This window comes from Priestia sp. VA7, assembly GCF_055710015.1.
In genome coordinates this window covers 73,378-87,012 of the sequence record NZ_JBVQPN010000007.1, presented here as the reverse complement: position 1 = coordinate 87,012, position 13,635 = coordinate 73,378, and the positions used below count along the sequence as shown (strand labels likewise).

At 38.7% G+C, this 13,635-nt stretch carries 17 protein-coding genes and 1 tRNA gene; 9 read left to right on the top strand and 9 right to left on the bottom strand.

Annotation, left to right across the window (positions count from 1 at the left end):
• Positions 1-4: 4 nt before the first annotated feature.
• The 5 genes from AC0C45_RS25270 (at position 5) to AC0C45_RS25250 (ending at position 4,968) form a co-directional block, all read left to right on the top strand.
• On the top strand, positions 5-1,354 hold the full coding sequence (locus AC0C45_RS25270) for a YheC/YheD family endospore coat-associated protein (RefSeq protein WP_472928949.1): 1,350 nt from the start codon (positions 5-7) through the stop codon (positions 1,352-1,354).
• Positions 1,351-2,511 carry a YheC/YheD family protein gene (locus AC0C45_RS25265; RefSeq protein ID WP_472928948.1) on the top strand — a complete coding sequence of 387 codons (1,161 nt, stop codon included), beginning with the start codon at positions 1,351-1,353 and terminating at the stop codon, positions 2,509-2,511. Before AC0C45_RS25270 ends, AC0C45_RS25265 begins: the two co-directional genes overlap by 4 nt.
• Positions 2,512-2,577: 66 nt before the next feature.
• Positions 2,578-2,787 carry a YheE family protein gene (locus AC0C45_RS25260; RefSeq protein WP_013081659.1) on the top strand — a complete coding sequence of 70 codons (210 nt, stop codon included), beginning with the start codon at positions 2,578-2,580 and terminating at the stop codon, positions 2,785-2,787.
• Between the two features lie 29 nt (positions 2,788-2,816).
• Positions 2,817-3,719 carry a PucR family transcriptional regulator gene (locus AC0C45_RS25255; protein WP_472928947.1) on the top strand — a complete coding sequence of 301 codons (903 nt, stop codon included), beginning with the start codon at positions 2,817-2,819 and terminating at the stop codon, positions 3,717-3,719.
• Between the two features lie 139 nt (positions 3,720-3,858).
• Positions 3,859-4,968, top strand: a complete 1,110-nt coding sequence (locus AC0C45_RS25250) for an ABC transporter ATP-binding protein (protein ID WP_025752961.1) — start codon at positions 3,859-3,861, stop codon at positions 4,966-4,968.
• A gap of 23 nt (positions 4,969-4,991) precedes the next feature.
• Here AC0C45_RS25250 and AC0C45_RS25245 read toward each other — a convergent pair whose 3' ends face one another.
• Entirely contained in the window at positions 4,992-5,156 is a 165-nt protein-coding gene (locus tag AC0C45_RS25245; protein WP_013055291.1) for a hypothetical protein, read from the bottom strand.
• 257 nt (positions 5,157-5,413) lie between these two features.
• Here AC0C45_RS25245 and AC0C45_RS25240 point away from each other — a divergent pair.
• Positions 5,414-5,489, top strand: a tRNA-OTHER gene (locus tag AC0C45_RS25240).
• A gap of 37 nt (positions 5,490-5,526) precedes the next feature.
• Entirely contained in the window at positions 5,527-5,745 is a 219-nt protein-coding gene (locus AC0C45_RS25235; protein WP_013055290.1) for an alpha/beta-type small acid-soluble spore protein, read from the top strand.
• Positions 5,746-5,810: 65 nt separating this feature from the next.
• Here the strand turns inward: AC0C45_RS25235 and AC0C45_RS25230 are convergent, their stop codons facing one another.
• Positions 5,811-7,076 (bottom strand): hemolysin family protein, encoded by a 1,266-nt coding sequence (locus AC0C45_RS25230; protein ID WP_047931551.1) that lies wholly within the window; start codon positions 7,074-7,076, stop codon positions 5,811-5,813.
• 185 nt (positions 7,077-7,261) lie between these two features.
• Between AC0C45_RS25230 and AC0C45_RS25225 the strand changes: the two genes are divergently transcribed.
• On the top strand, positions 7,262-7,882 hold the full coding sequence (locus AC0C45_RS25225; protein WP_016762959.1) for an NAD(P)-dependent oxidoreductase: 621 nt from the start codon (positions 7,262-7,264) through the stop codon (positions 7,880-7,882).
• A gap of 38 nt (positions 7,883-7,920) precedes the next feature.
• Here AC0C45_RS25225 and AC0C45_RS25220 read toward each other — a convergent pair whose 3' ends face one another.
• Positions 7,921-8,118 (bottom strand): hypothetical protein, encoded by a 198-nt coding sequence (locus AC0C45_RS25220; RefSeq protein ID WP_047931550.1) that lies wholly within the window; start codon positions 8,116-8,118, stop codon positions 7,921-7,923.
• Positions 8,119-8,298: 180 nt separating this feature from the next.
• On the opposite strand from AC0C45_RS25220, the gene gpmA reads away from it, so the two are divergent.
• Positions 8,299-9,024 carry a 2,3-diphosphoglycerate-dependent phosphoglycerate mutase gene (gpmA, locus tag AC0C45_RS25215; RefSeq protein WP_472928946.1) on the top strand — a complete coding sequence of 242 codons (726 nt, stop codon included), beginning with the start codon at positions 8,299-8,301 and terminating at the stop codon, positions 9,022-9,024.
• 30 nt (positions 9,025-9,054) lie between these two features.
• On the opposite strand, the gene thiD is transcribed toward gpmA, so the two are convergent.
• Genes thiD through AC0C45_RS25185 form a run of 6 tightly spaced genes read right to left on the bottom strand, consistent with a single transcriptional unit; the run spans position 9,055 to position 13,610 of the window.
• Positions 9,055-9,864, bottom strand: a complete 810-nt coding sequence (gene thiD / locus AC0C45_RS25210) for a bifunctional hydroxymethylpyrimidine kinase/phosphomethylpyrimidine kinase (RefSeq protein WP_016762957.1) — start codon at positions 9,862-9,864, stop codon at positions 9,055-9,057.
• Between the two features lie 22 nt (positions 9,865-9,886).
• Positions 9,887-10,906, bottom strand: coding sequence for a thiazole biosynthesis adenylyltransferase ThiF (locus tag AC0C45_RS25205; protein WP_013055284.1), 1,020 nt, complete (start codon positions 10,904-10,906; stop codon positions 9,887-9,889).
• On the bottom strand, positions 10,903-11,670 hold the full coding sequence (locus AC0C45_RS25200) for a thiazole synthase (RefSeq protein ID WP_016762956.1): 768 nt from the start codon (positions 11,668-11,670) through the stop codon (positions 10,903-10,905). The genes AC0C45_RS25205 and AC0C45_RS25200 overlap by 4 nt, the downstream gene beginning before the upstream one ends.
• Positions 11,671-11,675: 5 nt before the next feature.
• Positions 11,676-11,879, bottom strand: coding sequence for a sulfur carrier protein ThiS (thiS, locus tag AC0C45_RS25195; protein ID WP_013055282.1), 204 nt, complete (start codon positions 11,877-11,879; stop codon positions 11,676-11,678).
• Positions 11,876-13,003, bottom strand: a complete 1,128-nt coding sequence (thiO, locus tag AC0C45_RS25190; protein ID WP_034654527.1) for a glycine oxidase ThiO — start codon at positions 13,001-13,003, stop codon at positions 11,876-11,878. The genes thiS and thiO overlap by 4 nt, the downstream gene beginning before the upstream one ends.
• Entirely contained in the window at positions 12,987-13,610 is a 624-nt protein-coding gene (locus AC0C45_RS25185; protein ID WP_034655313.1) for a thiamine phosphate synthase, read from the bottom strand. Before AC0C45_RS25185 ends, thiO begins: the two co-directional genes overlap by 17 nt.
• Positions 13,611-13,635: the final 25 nt, after the last annotated feature.

The following is a 13,635-nucleotide window of genomic DNA, read 5'->3' as shown; positions in this document are numbered from 1 at the left end:
TGCTATGAAAAAAACTCTTACTCGCCTTGTTGTAGTAGAGCAGCTAGGCTGTGATCTTTCTGTTCCTGCATCTCTTTACAAAGACTCCTTGAAACAAGCAGCTTTTGGAACCATGACAGCTCCATGCCTTATACAATCTTCAGAACGTGAAGAAATTCAGATTTCAGCTGAGCTAATGACAAAACTTCAAATTCCTTTCGCCCATATGATGCATCCTATTATTGTGAATGAGACCATTCACTTAGGACCTTTAATCGGTGTGTTATCCGCTGGTTTTACTGGTTCTCTGCTGCGGCCAATTGGAAAGCGTTCCCTTCACTTAGCTAAACTTCTTTCTACTGCAAGTATAACAGGGGGCCTGCCTTTTATTTTTGGAACTCATCATATCAACTGGGAAACCGGGACCATAAACGGCTATTTTTATGAAGAAAGCGGCTGGACACAACATGAAATCCCGCTTCCTAACGTTGTATATAATCGTTTGCCAAATCGAAAAACAGAAGGGTTAGCTCCTTTTAAGTTCATTAAAGAAAAGATGATGACTGATTACGGCATTCCATTTTTTAATCCTGATTTTTTCAACAAGTGGGAAATTCATGAGCTTTTAAAACTGAACGAGCAGACAGCCTATTTGTTACCTTACACGGTTGAAAGTCCTTCGTGTGAGCAATTAAAAAAACTTCTGCTTCTTCATCAAACCGTTTATTTAAAACCGAAAAACGGAAGCTTAGGCCGGGGCATTTATACCCTATCTTTTAAGGATTCCATGTACACGCTGACTTACAAAGGAGAAAAAGGTCTTCATGTTCAAGAAAAAGAAACCTTAGAGGATCTATTATCAGAATTTGAGTATTTACTTACTAATCCTTCCTACATTGCTCAGCAAGGTATTTCATTAATCAAAAAAGAAAAGCGCTGTGTAGACTTTCGCGTGCATACGAATAAAGACGGGAATAACCAATGGGTGCTTACTGCTCTGGCTGCTAAAGTAGCCGGTCCCAACAGCATCACTACGCATCTTGATTACGGCGGAGAAATTGAAGCTACAGCTAAAATATTCACCAACCCTTCTTACAAAAAAGAAATTGAAAATAAGCTAAAAGATGCCGCTATCTCAATTAGTCATGTGCTTGAACAGGAGTTGAACGGATTAATTGGAGAGCTTGGATTCGATTTTGGAGTGGATTATCAAGGAAACGTATGGCTGTTTGAAGCTAACTCCAAGCCCGGTCGCTCTATTTTTTCACACCCTGCCTTACGAAAAGCGGATCAACAAACTAGAAAACTTTCTCTAGAATATGCGATTTACTTATCTGGATACTATCTAAATACACCTGAAGGCATCAGCATATGATTACAATTTACTATCACAAAGAAAAGCAGCAGTGGTTTCATCATAACCCTTCAGCATCTTACACATGGGGAGTTCAAGAAATTGAACTTCCCTTTACTCAAAACATTTCTTCTACTCAAGCTTTTCTTCGTTTAAAAGGAGAAAAAGTTGGTCCTATTGTGGGAGTTTTAACGAACAAAGCGGTTTTGGAAAAACTGAATGTAAAACAGCGCCCTTTATTGGAACTCTTACATCATACCCTGCAAGAAAAAGGCGGGCTTCTTGCTTTATTCGCTGAAGAAACAATGTCTCATCACTTCTTTGAAGGGTATTGCTTTGACGGTGCAAAAAAGCAGTGGATCAAAACAACTTTGCCGCTGCCAAACGTTATATATAATCGTTATCCAGGAAGAAAATCAGAAACTAAGAAGCTGACATCTTTACATCAAAAAATTAAAGGCAAGCACATCCCACTTTTTAATTCCGCTTTTTTTTCAAAATGGAAAGTATATCAATTATTTTCAAAGGAGCCACTACTATCTTCTCACCTTCCTAAAACCTATCGTTTAACACCAGAAATTGATATTGCTAAGCTTCTGCAAAAGCACTCTTCCCTTTACTTTAAGCCTATTAACAGCAGTAAAGGTGCTGGAATTTTTCGATTATCTTCCCATAAGCATACGATTATTTACCAAGATCATAAGCGCAAAGAAGAATTTTCTTCTTTACAAGCAATTGACCTTCCCAGGTCTGCTTATCTCATTCAAGAAGCGATTGAGACGCAACCATTCAAAGACAGGCGCTATGACTTACGTATTTTAGCGCATCACAAAGATAGCGGATATGTTATTAGCGGCGTCGGCATTCGACATAGTCCCTATCAATCCATTACAACACATACGTTAAACGGCGGCAGCATTTCATCTTTCCAAGATTTAGAATATGAGGTAGATACTTCCTTTCTTTCGTCCTTTGTAAATACGTGCGGGCAAGTCCTTCAAAAATCCTTCCCTCTAGTTGAAGAATTTTCTCTTGATATGGCAAAGTCAGCCCAAGGGCAGTATTATTTGTTTGAAGTGAATGCAAAACCGATGATTTTTGATGAAACAGATATTCAAACGCAAGGTGCTAAACACATATGCAACATATTTTACAAATTAACAAAATTTTTAGATTAAATGATTTTTCATCTCCTTTTCTCATGGTAAGCTTATAATAACTAATTGAGAAAGGAGATTTTCTTTATGGTTTCACACTTTCAGGTTAAACCGCTGTATCAAAATAATCGAATGCCGGGCTGGCATATCTCGTTTTATATGAATAGGGTTTATTATGAGGCTGATTATTTAAAAGATGGACAAATTGTATGGAAAACTGCGCCTTCTAATCAAATAGATGAAACACAATTAATTGATTATATTCATGAGCTTATGCTTTTTCACGTTTATGAATAGTAAGCTTTCACCGAAGGGAACGAGCACAGATGAAACAGTTGCACACACTATTTGGGGATAAAATGATTAAGGCTAAAATCCCTTCTCAATTTGAACGTTACAAATGGTTTTCATGTGATGAAGGCTTCATTGGAATTGAACACACCGCTTTATCTCAAAAAGAGCAGGCATTACTTTCTGCTTTTTTAACCCCTTATGATGAGAAAATTTCTTTACTGACGCCAGAACAATTGTATTGGTCAGACCTGTTATTTGAAGCACCTGAAAAAGTCATTCATTCTCATCATAAGCACCATTCTTTTCGCTTCACCCAGTTTTTAATTAAACGTTTGTTTGAACAAAAAATAGAGTTTAAAAATGCGCTTCACGCCTTGTATTCTACCTCGATTACTGTGTTGTGGATTGATAAACAATCAGGTATCGTTATCGAAACCTTTAATGATCCTAATGACTTAACTGAAAATTTATCAGATTCTATCGAGGTGCTATGTCATGATTTTGAAACTTCAATTCAGTTCTTTGAAGGACAAATTCACTTTTTTCCGTCTTCACCGCGATTAATTTTTGAGCGTGAAAAGAAATGGTTTTATCAAATTAAGCATACAGTCGAACAAAACCATGTTATCCATTTTACCGACGTTTTACCCCATTTGGTTCTGCAAGAGTCTTCAGAGGCAATCCAAAATCATATGATACATTTACTTGACTTAGTAAAAGATGATGGAGATCTTTTAGAAACGATTAAAGTTTATTTAGAATGTAATTTAAACGTATCTCTTGCTGCTAAGAAATTGTACATGCATCGCAACAGCTTGCAGTATAGAATTGAGAAATTTATTGATCGCACACACCTTGATATCAAACACTTTACAGGAGCTGTGTCTGCTTACTTAGCCATTCTTGCTTTAAAAAATTCGCAAGATGGAAAATAAAATGAAAGGGTTTTCGTAAATAGTGCACGAAAACTCTTTCTTTTTTTTGTGCATGTTTCCCATTTACCGTTTCATTAAAAAAAATTACACTAGATTTAAGAAAACGGTTTCACAGAGTACATACAAGGGGGAAATGGAAATGGCTGAATTACGTTTAGAACATATTTATAAAATGTATGATAAAGATGTGACGGCGGTAAAAGATTTTAACCTTCACATTCAAGATAAAGAATTTATTGTATTTGTTGGGCCTTCAGGCTGCGGGAAATCGACAACGCTTCGTATGGTTGCAGGGCTAGAGGAAATTTCCAAAGGTGATTTTTATATTGACAGCAAGCGTGTAAATGACGTTGCTCCAAAAGATCGCGACATTGCAATGGTATTCCAAAACTACGCATTGTATCCGCATATGAGCGTATATGACAATATGGCTTTCGGCTTAAAACTTCGTAAATTACCAAAAGATGAAATCGAACGCCGCGTAAAAGATGCCGCTCGTATTTTAGGACTTGAACAATACTTAGAGCGTAAGCCAAAAGCATTATCCGGCGGACAGCGTCAGCGTGTAGCTCTAGGTCGTGCAATCGTTCGTGATGCTAAGGTCTTCTTAATGGACGAACCTTTATCAAACTTAGACGCGAAATTACGTGTGCAAATGCGTTCTGAAATTGCGAAGCTTCACCAGCGTTTGGGTACAACGACAATTTACGTAACACATGACCAAACTGAAGCAATGACAATGGCTTCTCGTCTGGTTGTTATGAAAGATGGGATTATCCAGCAGGTTGGTACACCAAAAGAAGTATATGAAAAACCTGAAAATGTATTTGTAGGCGGGTTTATTGGTTCTCCTGCTATGAACTTCTTAACCGGAACGTTAAAAGACGGAAAGGTTCAAGTAGGCGATTCTCTTCTTGCAGTTCCGGAAGGTAAAATGAAAATACTTCGCGAGCAAGGATATTTAAACAAACAAATTATTTTAGGCATCCGTCCTGAAGATTTCCATGATGAGCCTGTATTTATTGAATCTTCACCTGGCACAAAAGTTACAATCAAAGTCGATGTATCCGAGTTAATGGGAGCTGAAACCATGCTTTATTCTAAACTTGGCGGACAAGATTTTGTAGCACGCGTAGATTCAAGAACAGATATTAAACCCCTTCAGTCTCTAGACTTAGCATTAGATATGAACAAAGCGCATTTCTTTGATGCAGAATCTGAACAGCGCATCCGTGCTGAACACGAATAAAAAAGACCCCCAGGGGTCTTTTTTTATTCCTGTATTTGCTTCAATTCTTCACTGTGACAAGTAGAGCAGTAAAAGAGATGAATACATTGGTGATTTGCTAAATCACTAGGATACCCATTTTCTACTTTTAACTGATCGATTTCCATGTAAGCACTGTAATCATCAAAATAATCGCTGACTTTTCCCATATCCCCCAGCACTCCTCCACATGTTTTGCACGTCATTTGTACATCACTAAACCCATTACATAAGGAACAAATCGACATCCGCACACCTCGCTTTACCTGATCAATATGTACCTATAATATGCACGGAATAAAACTCTCTTACTCTTTATCAAACTCTACACAAAAATTTCTATAAATTACCAATAGTTTTCTATGTATATGTTTTTTCCCTTTCGCCATAATACTAGTAACAACCGAGTACAACAGCTCGCAAGCATTGAGTTACGCCGCGGTAGGCAAGCGGATCTAATCGATGCATCTGCTCGGCTGGTTCAACTCCAGCTAACTCAACCATTACAATCTATTTTATCTAACGAGGAGATGAATACACATGGCAAATTATCAAAACGCATCAAACAGAAATTCATCAAACAAGTTAGTAGCGCCTGGTGCTCAAGCTGCTATCGATCAAATGAAGTTCGAAATCGCTAGTGAGTTTGGTGTAAACTTAGGACCAGATGCAACAGCTCGTGCGAACGGATCTGTTGGTGGCGAAATCACAAAACGTTTAGTACAATTAGCTGAGCAAAACCTAGGCGGCAAGTACTAATATTAACTAATTTCATATTATGGCTTTAGCGCTCCAAAATCTCTTGGAGCGCTTTCTAGTTTCTTTTAATCAGCTTCCTCATTCTTATTCCCAAATGATTTTACGGAAACTTTGCGAATACGTCGATTTTCTACTTCCTTAATGGTAAACAATATCTCTTCATATGAGAAAAAGTCTCCTTTAGCAGGGATATGATCAAACTGCTCATATATCCATCCCCCTAAGGTATGGCACGTACTGTCAGGAGAACTAACCGCTATATAGGTTAAAAATTCATCAATAGGGATGTCGGCGTTAAATTCGTACTCCTTTTCCCCTATCTGGTGTACATACTTAACAGCTTCATCATGTTCATCCCAAATCTCTCCTACAATTTCTTCTAATATATCCTCTAAGGTCACAAGACCGGCCGTTCCACCAAACTCATCAACTACAATTGCCATGTGCACCTTACTTTTTTGGAGCTCTGGCAATAGAACAGATATTTTCATGGATTCTACTACAAAAATAGGTTGTCTCACCAAATCACGAATAGAAATCTTTTTTCTTTGGATTAAACAGGTTAAAAATTCTCTTTCTGATAAAATGCCAATAATATTATCAATATGATCTTCATATACAGGGACTCTTGAATATCTCTCTTCAAGAAACATTTGACAAACCGAATCAATATCGGCATTTACGTCAACTGCTGTGACATCTATTCTAGGTTTTAAAATTTGCCCCACCACAATGTCATTAAAATTGAGTGAACGATGAACTAGCTCTTTTTCAATATTATTAATCGTTCCTTCTTCTTCGCTTAAATCTACCATCACTTTAATTTCATCTTCTGTAATCGTTGGTGTAGGAGCAGACGTTAACAAGTGAGAAGTTCCTTTTTTTACCTGTAAAAATAAGAAGGAAATCGGGGTTAACAATTTAATAATAATAAATAACAAGGAAGAAATCATCAGCGCAAAAGATTCGGCATGCTCTTTAGCTAACGATTTTGGCAAGACTTCACCAAAAATCAAAATGATGATGGTCATAACAATGATACTAATCACAAGTGCTAGGTTTCCTTTAAACATATCGAGGGCAATTTTAGCTGCCAAAGAGGACGCAGCAATGTTTACGACAACATTTCCTACTAAAATTGTCGATAGCGTCTGCTCAAAGTGTTCAGCAATATGCAGCGCTTTTTTACTTCCCCGATATTTTTTCTCAGCGTAATGTTTTAAACGAATTTTATTTACGCTTGAAAAGGCTGTCTCAGCAGATGAAAAGAAAGCTGATAACATAAGCAAAACGACTAGTATCATCATTTGATTCAGAGGCAAGTCTCCCAAAAGACATTCACTCTCCTATTTTTTTGATTTTTCTGTCTTTTTATCATATCAAATTTTTTTGTTGTTGAATATTTCATTCATCAACTTTGTATTACTTTATGCTACGCATGCTTTTTATTATGAATAAGTATACAGATTGTATATCCTAAAGAATAGATACTATCTTTTATAGAGGGGTGTAGCCAATGAAAATTTTACTATTAGGCTCTACAGGGCGAGTTGGACAGTCTTTATTAAAAATGATGCTAAAAGATGAAAACGACGTCACTGTACTTGTTAGAGACCGCAATAAGCTACAGGTTAGTCATCCAAACCTACATATCTTACAAGGCGATGTACTTCATCAAGAAAATATCAACTTTGCCCTCAAGCACCAAGATATCGTAGTCAGCGCGTTAAATACAGATGGTGCAGAGACGATTTCAAAAAGTATGCCGCTTATTATAAACAGCATGAAGTATTATGGCGTTCATCGTATTCTTACTATTGGAACTGCAGGCATCTTACAATCACGAACAGAACCAGAAAAGTATCGTTTTCAATCAAATGAATCAAAGCGTAAAACGACCAGAGCAGCAGAAGATCATTTAAAAGGATACTTACACTTGAAGGAAAGTGATCTAAACTGGACGGTTATATGCCCAACATACTTGCCTGAGGGTGAAATAACAGGCACGTATCGAATGGAAAAAGATATTTTACCAGCTGATGCCGTTAAAATTTCAACGGGAGATACCGCTCATTTTACCTACCATGAGATATGGGCTCAAAAATTTCCCAAATGCCGCGTTGGAATTGCCTATTAAAAAATCAGGAGAACTTTTCGTTTTCAAAACGAGAAGTTCTACATCCAGAAAATACCGATTATAGCTAATCCACCTAGAACAAAACCTCCTATTTGACCAACGAGAGCCGGTGTCAAAACAGGCTTTCCTTTTTCTTTCTCTAATGTGCTAATATCAAGCTTCAGCTGATACATTTCTTCTTTTAAATCTTCAATTTGGCCGTGCAGCGCTTGAATCTGACGTTCTTGGTCACTCATCCACTATCTTCCCTTCCCTTTTTTATTTTTATCATATGCGTAAAAAGTTAAAGCTTTACTTTTCGGCATCACTTTTTCTAAATGATAAAAACTCCTTTCCCCGCCTTTAGGATAAAAAACTCTTTCCTTCTCATAATAAAAAAGAATAGAGTCCTTAGTCACTGTTGAAAGGAGAACACGATGATAAAACTTGTGTTGATTCGGCACGGACAAAGCGCGTGGAATCTTGAAAATAAATTTACAGGCTGGACGGATGTAGATCTTTCTAAAAATGGATTGCAAGAAGCGCGAGAAGCTGGAAAAGTACTAAAGAAAAACGAATATACTTTTGATATTGCTTATACTTCTGTTTTAAAACGATCCATTCGCACTCTATGGATTGTCTTACATCAAATGGACTTCATGTGGATTCCCGTGTATAAATCTTGGAGGCTGAATGAACGGCACTACGGGGCTCTTCAAGGTTTGAACAAAGAAGAAACCGCAAAAAAATTTGGAGAAGAGCAAGTGCATTTGTGGAGAAGGTCGATGAACGAACGCCCTCCTGCTTTAGAGACAACAGATATTCGCTATGAAGCTTCCAACCCTAAGTATAAGGAATTAGCTAAGGGACAATTTCCTGTAACGGAAAACTTAGCCGATACAGAAAAGCGGGTTCTAGAATACTGGGACGAAACTATTGCTCCTTCTATTAAAGCTGGCAAAAAGGTTATTATTTCCGCTCACGGTAATACGATTAGGGCTCTGATGCAGCACTTGGATAACATTTCGCCTGATGGCATTGCGAACTTGAATATTCCTACAAGCGTGCCGCTTGTTTATGAGCTTGATGATAATTTAAAGCCCCTTAGACATTATTATTTAGGCATCGATGGAGAGATTCCTACCCATATTCCTTCTTCATAAAAAACGTGCCTAGATTGTAGGCACGTTTTTTTATATGTTTGAACGAAAGTATTTTCCATACGCCCAGTGATTAGTAGGACCGTGTCCGGAACCAATTTCAAGCGTGTGCTTAATCGCATAGTGAACAAAATCCGAGGCAGTTTGAACTGCTTCAACCACGCTTTTGCCTTTCGCTAGTTCAGCTGTGACGCAAGCAGCAAACGTGCATCCCGTTCCATGTGTATGCTTTGTATTCATCTTTTCATGTGTGATTTCAACGTACTTATGACCATCATACACTATATCAATCATATCTTGATGAGATTGATCATGTCCGCCTTTAATTACCACGTGCTTTACACCTAGCTCATGAATCTGTTTTGCCGCTTCTTTTCGGTCTTCGATCGTGTGAATTTCTTTACCCGTGATGACTTCCGCCTCCGGTATGTTCGGCGTAATGACTTCACAAAGAGGCAATAATTCTTTTAGAGCTTGTACGGCTTCTCTTTGAAGAAGAGACTGACCGCCTTTTGCAATCATAACGGGATCAACTACAACATTTTGCAGTCCGTACTGTTTGATTTTACGAGCCACTGCGTAAATAATATCAGCACTGAACAACATACCTGTCTTCACTGCATTAGGAAATAAGTCAGTGGCAATTGAATCTAACTGCGTTTCAACTGCTTCTACTTCTAAAGGATAAACTCCTTGAACGCCAACTGTATTTTGTGCGGTCACAGCTGTAATAACAGACATGCCAAAAACGTCACGCTCTTGAAATGTTTTTAAATCTGCTTGAATACCTGCTCCTCCACCGCTGTCTGATCCAGCAATGGTTAATGCTTTTGGTACTGTCATGCTTGAAACCTCCATCTCTTTCTTACCCAATATACCGATGATAAAGTGACTTTGCTTCTACTATATCGTTTGTTCCATGGACAAAGACGCGCCCATCTTGAAACATAACTAAACGGTAATCATCTACATAAAAAGAAAGCAGATACGGATTCTGTTCAATTTTATATCCTTTTTCTTTTAATCGTTCACCTAAAGACTGCAGCGGCTGCTTGGCTGATTTGCCCGGACGGATTTGTACCGTGTTTCTTCCGCATAACACAGCTGTTTTCGTTTGATTTTCATATTGTAAAAAGGGATACGTTTGTTCACTGCCGCATGAGCGGCAAGCAGATTTGCGAAACACGTTCACATTGATGCTCGTATACTCATTTTTCCATACGTCAAACGAAACAAGTTCCCTCCTGAGCGCATTCCAGTCTCCGACTAATATTTTTAACACTTCTGTTACTTGATGAGCGACTACCATTTGGACAGCAGGACTAATAATCCCCACTGTATCACATGTTAACCCTCCAAGCGGTACAGATTCAAGCAAACAGGATAAACATGGTGTTTCACTTGGTATGATAGTATAACTAATTCCATAACTTCCTACACATGCTCCGTAAATCCAAGGAATATCATATTTTTGTGATAAATCATTCATTACAAGGCGTGTGTCAAAATTATCGGTTGCATCAATCATAACATCTACCCCCTCAACAAGCTGTTCTAAAACTTGAGGGGTACCGTCTGCTACGTGCGCTTCTACTTTTACATCGTGATTAATATCGTGAAGCCGTTTTTTAGCGGCAATTGCTTTTGGAATTCTTTTATCAGCATCTTTTTCACTATACAATTGCTGCCGCTGAAGGTTGCTCCACTCTACATAGTCCCGGTCAATGAGCGTTATTTTCTTTACCCCCGCTCGCGCAAGTGCCTCCGCGTTCCCTGTTCCAAGAGCACCTGCTCCTACAATCAGAACATGCTTTTCTTGAATTTGCTGCTGTCCGCCTTTTCCAATAGGTTGAAACAATTCTTGGCGGGAATAACGATTAATCAACCGATACTCATCCCTTCTGTTGGACTGCTTGCCGTTGCATATTGTTTCTTTTCAATACGTCCTGCTTCAAATGCTGCTCGTCCTGCTTCAATCGCTAGCTTCATAGCACGAGCCATTTTCACAGGATCTTTTGCTCCTGAAACAGCTGTATTTAATAACACACCATCTGCTCCTAGCTCCATAGCTTGAGCTGCGTCTGAAGCCGTTCCAATACCTGCATCTACAATTACTGGAACAGTTGATTGTTCAATGATAAAACGCATGTTCAACGGATTAATAATACCTTGACCTGAACCGATAGGCGAAGCTCCTGGCATAATGGCATGTACGCCTAACTCCTCTAAACGACGTGCAAGTAAAACATCATCTGATGTGTAAGGTAAAACGGTAAAGCCCTCTTTTAACAGTTCTTCACTGGCTTTTAATGTTTCAACTGGATCAGGAAGCAGCGTTTTATCACATCCAATTACTTCTACTTTTACCATGTCACAAAGTCCAGAAGCCTTTGCTAATTTAGCAATACGTACGGCCTCTTCTGCATTTTTTGCTCCAGCAGTGTTAGGCAAAAGAGTGAAACGCTTCACATCAAGCGCTTCTAATAAATTAGGTTGATTTTGATCAAAAATATCCATTCGTCTCACAGCAAATGTTAAAACTTCTGTTTCTGACTCTTCTACCGCTTGACGCTGAGTCGTAAAGTCCGGAAATTTCCCTGTCCCTAATAATAAACGTGAATTAAATGTATATTGTCCAATTTTTAACATACTCTTCATCCTCCTCCGACAAATGAAACAACTTCTAATATATCGCCATCTTTTAAGCATGCATCGCTATGTTCTTCTTTTTGCAAAATGTTCTTGTTTAGCTCAACAATTACCACTCGTTCATGCAGGTTCTGAGCCTGCAACAAGTGCTCGACCGTTTCAATTTCATCTCCAAAAGTAACGGTCTTACCATTAATGATTAGATTCAATGAACTCCCTCCATTACTCTTGTTAGCTGAAATGATGTAAAAAACGAATGATTCGGCTTTTTCCCTAACAAAGCATCAGCCATAATTTTTCCAGTTGCAGCACTTAATAAAATACCGTTTCGGTAGTGGCCAAACGCCATGTGTAGATTCGCTATTTCAGGATGCTCTCCTAAATAAGGCCAGCCATCATTTGTTTGCGGACGAAGACCAGCCCATGCTTTTTCAAATGTGGCTTCTTTAATAGCTGGCAGAAGCGCCGAAGCTTTATTCAGCAAAAATTGAATACCTTGTGCAGAAACCGTCTTGGTAAAGTCATGCTGTAACTTAGTTGCCCCGATTACGATTCTTCCACCAGTCTTAGGCACTAAGTAAAAACCTTCATCTAAAAAAATCGTTTTAGAAAGCAGCGGCTTATGACTTCGAAGAGCAATACACTCCCCTTTTACGGGAAACACGTGACCTAAATGTTCAGAAGAAATAAAGCGTTTAGCCCATGAGCCTGCTGCGATAACTACTTTTTCTCCATAAAAAGAGCCTTTGGACGTCTGTACACCTTTTACTGTTTCACTTTCCATAATAAGAGAATGAACGTCACAGTATTCGAATACATCTGCTCCGTGATACAAGGCTCCATGAGCAAGAGCTTGCGTTAACTTAGCCGGAGCTAGCTGGCCGTCTCCCGGTATTGTAATGGCTCCGTATATGTCTGGAGAGAGCCCGGGTTCTAACAAACGCGCTTCTTTTACATCGATCCATCTTACATGTTCATCCCACCCGTGGTGCTGAGCGGCTTTTTTCTTTAATACGTGTGCATCTTCTTCTGTTACAGCAACTTTTAATAAGCCTTTTTGAATGAGCTCTACGTCGATGGCCGTTTTTTCTTTTAGTTCCTTCACCAGTTCAGGAAACATGCTTCTGCTCTTAATAGCAAGGTCTAAAAGAGGACCTTCTTCATCAATTTCAGCTTGAGCACCTAAAATACCAGCGGCTGCACTTGAAGCTTCACAACCAATTTGATTGCGTTCAAGAATAGCTACTGACGCTCCTTGTTTTGACAAATGATAAGCGATAGAAGAGCTGATTATACCTCCTCCGATTAACAGTACATCATAATGCTGCTTCATTTTCTCCACCTCCAGATGTCCATATATGAGAATATTGTTTAATCGCTTTGAGGGGATCTTGCGCAAGCATGACACCAGACATCACAGCTATACCGTGTGCTCCTGTTTGAAGCACCTCTTTGGCATTTACAGGTGTAATTCCTCCAATGGCAATAACCGGTATCTGCACAGCATCTACTACTTCTTTTAGTGCTGCTACCCCTCGACTTTTTAATCCTTTTTTTGAATGTGTTGAATAAATATGTCCGTATAGAATGTAGTGAGCACCATCTTTTTCAGCTTCTAAAGCCTCTTCCACAGAGTGAACTGATTTTCCGACAATAAGAGAAGGAAATGCGTCTATAACAATCGAAACGTCTAAACTATGATAAGCAAGCTGTACGCCTTTTACTTTTAAAGCATGCGCTACATCAACTCGGTCATTCACAATAATTTTAGAGCGACAAAATGGCAAGCTTTCTAGTAAACATTGAATCTGCTTTGCCGTTTTCTCTTTTTCTCTAATATGAACGGCGCCCGTAAAAGGCGCGATAGCCGTTAAAACTTTTTGAAGCTCTTCGATTGGCTGCTTATCTGTTGTAATGACATGAAATTTAGGAATATCCACATGATCGAAACCTTTCCATTCAGAA

What these genes read in the sequence shown, in the direction of transcription:
- AC0C45_RS25245 (WP_013055291.1), bottom strand. Translation starts at nt 5,156, where the DNA reads ATGGGAAAAGTCAGCGATTATTTTGATGATTACAGTGCTTACATGGAA.
- AC0C45_RS25220 (WP_047931550.1), bottom strand. Translation starts at nt 8,118, where the DNA reads ATGAGTGACCAAGAACGTCAGATTCAAGCGCTGCACGGCCAAATTGAA.
- AC0C45_RS25225 (WP_016762959.1), top strand. Translation starts at nt 7,262, where the DNA reads ATGAAAATTTTACTATTAGGCTCTACAGGGCGAGTTGGACAGTCTTTA.
- gpmA (WP_472928946.1), top strand. Translation starts at nt 8,299, where the DNA reads ATGATAAAACTTGTGTTGATTCGGCACGGACAAAGCGCGTGGAATCTT.
- AC0C45_RS25265 (WP_472928948.1), top strand. Translation starts at nt 1,351, where the DNA reads ATGATTACAATTTACTATCACAAAGAAAAGCAGCAGTGGTTTCATCAT.
- AC0C45_RS25235 (WP_013055290.1), top strand. Translation starts at nt 5,527, where the DNA reads ATGGCAAATTATCAAAACGCATCAAACAGAAATTCATCAAACAAGTTA.
- AC0C45_RS25255 (WP_472928947.1), top strand. Translation starts at nt 2,817, where the DNA reads ATGAAACAGTTGCACACACTATTTGGGGATAAAATGATTAAGGCTAAA.
- AC0C45_RS25250 (WP_025752961.1), top strand. Translation starts at nt 3,859, where the DNA reads ATGGCTGAATTACGTTTAGAACATATTTATAAAATGTATGATAAAGAT.
- AC0C45_RS25270 (WP_472928949.1), top strand. Translation starts at nt 5, where the DNA reads ATGAAAAAAACTCTTACTCGCCTTGTTGTAGTAGAGCAGCTAGGCTGT.
- thiD (WP_016762957.1), bottom strand. Translation starts at nt 9,864, where the DNA reads ATGACAGTACCAAAAGCATTAACCATTGCTGGATCAGACAGCGGTGGA.
- AC0C45_RS25200 (WP_016762956.1), bottom strand. Translation starts at nt 11,670, where the DNA reads ATGTTAAAAATTGGACAATATACATTTAATTCACGTTTATTATTAGGG.
- thiO (WP_034654527.1), bottom strand. Translation starts at nt 13,003, where the DNA reads ATGAAGCAGCATTATGATGTACTGTTAATCGGAGGAGGTATAATCAGC.
- AC0C45_RS25260 (WP_013081659.1), top strand. Translation starts at nt 2,578, where the DNA reads ATGGTTTCACACTTTCAGGTTAAACCGCTGTATCAAAATAATCGAATG.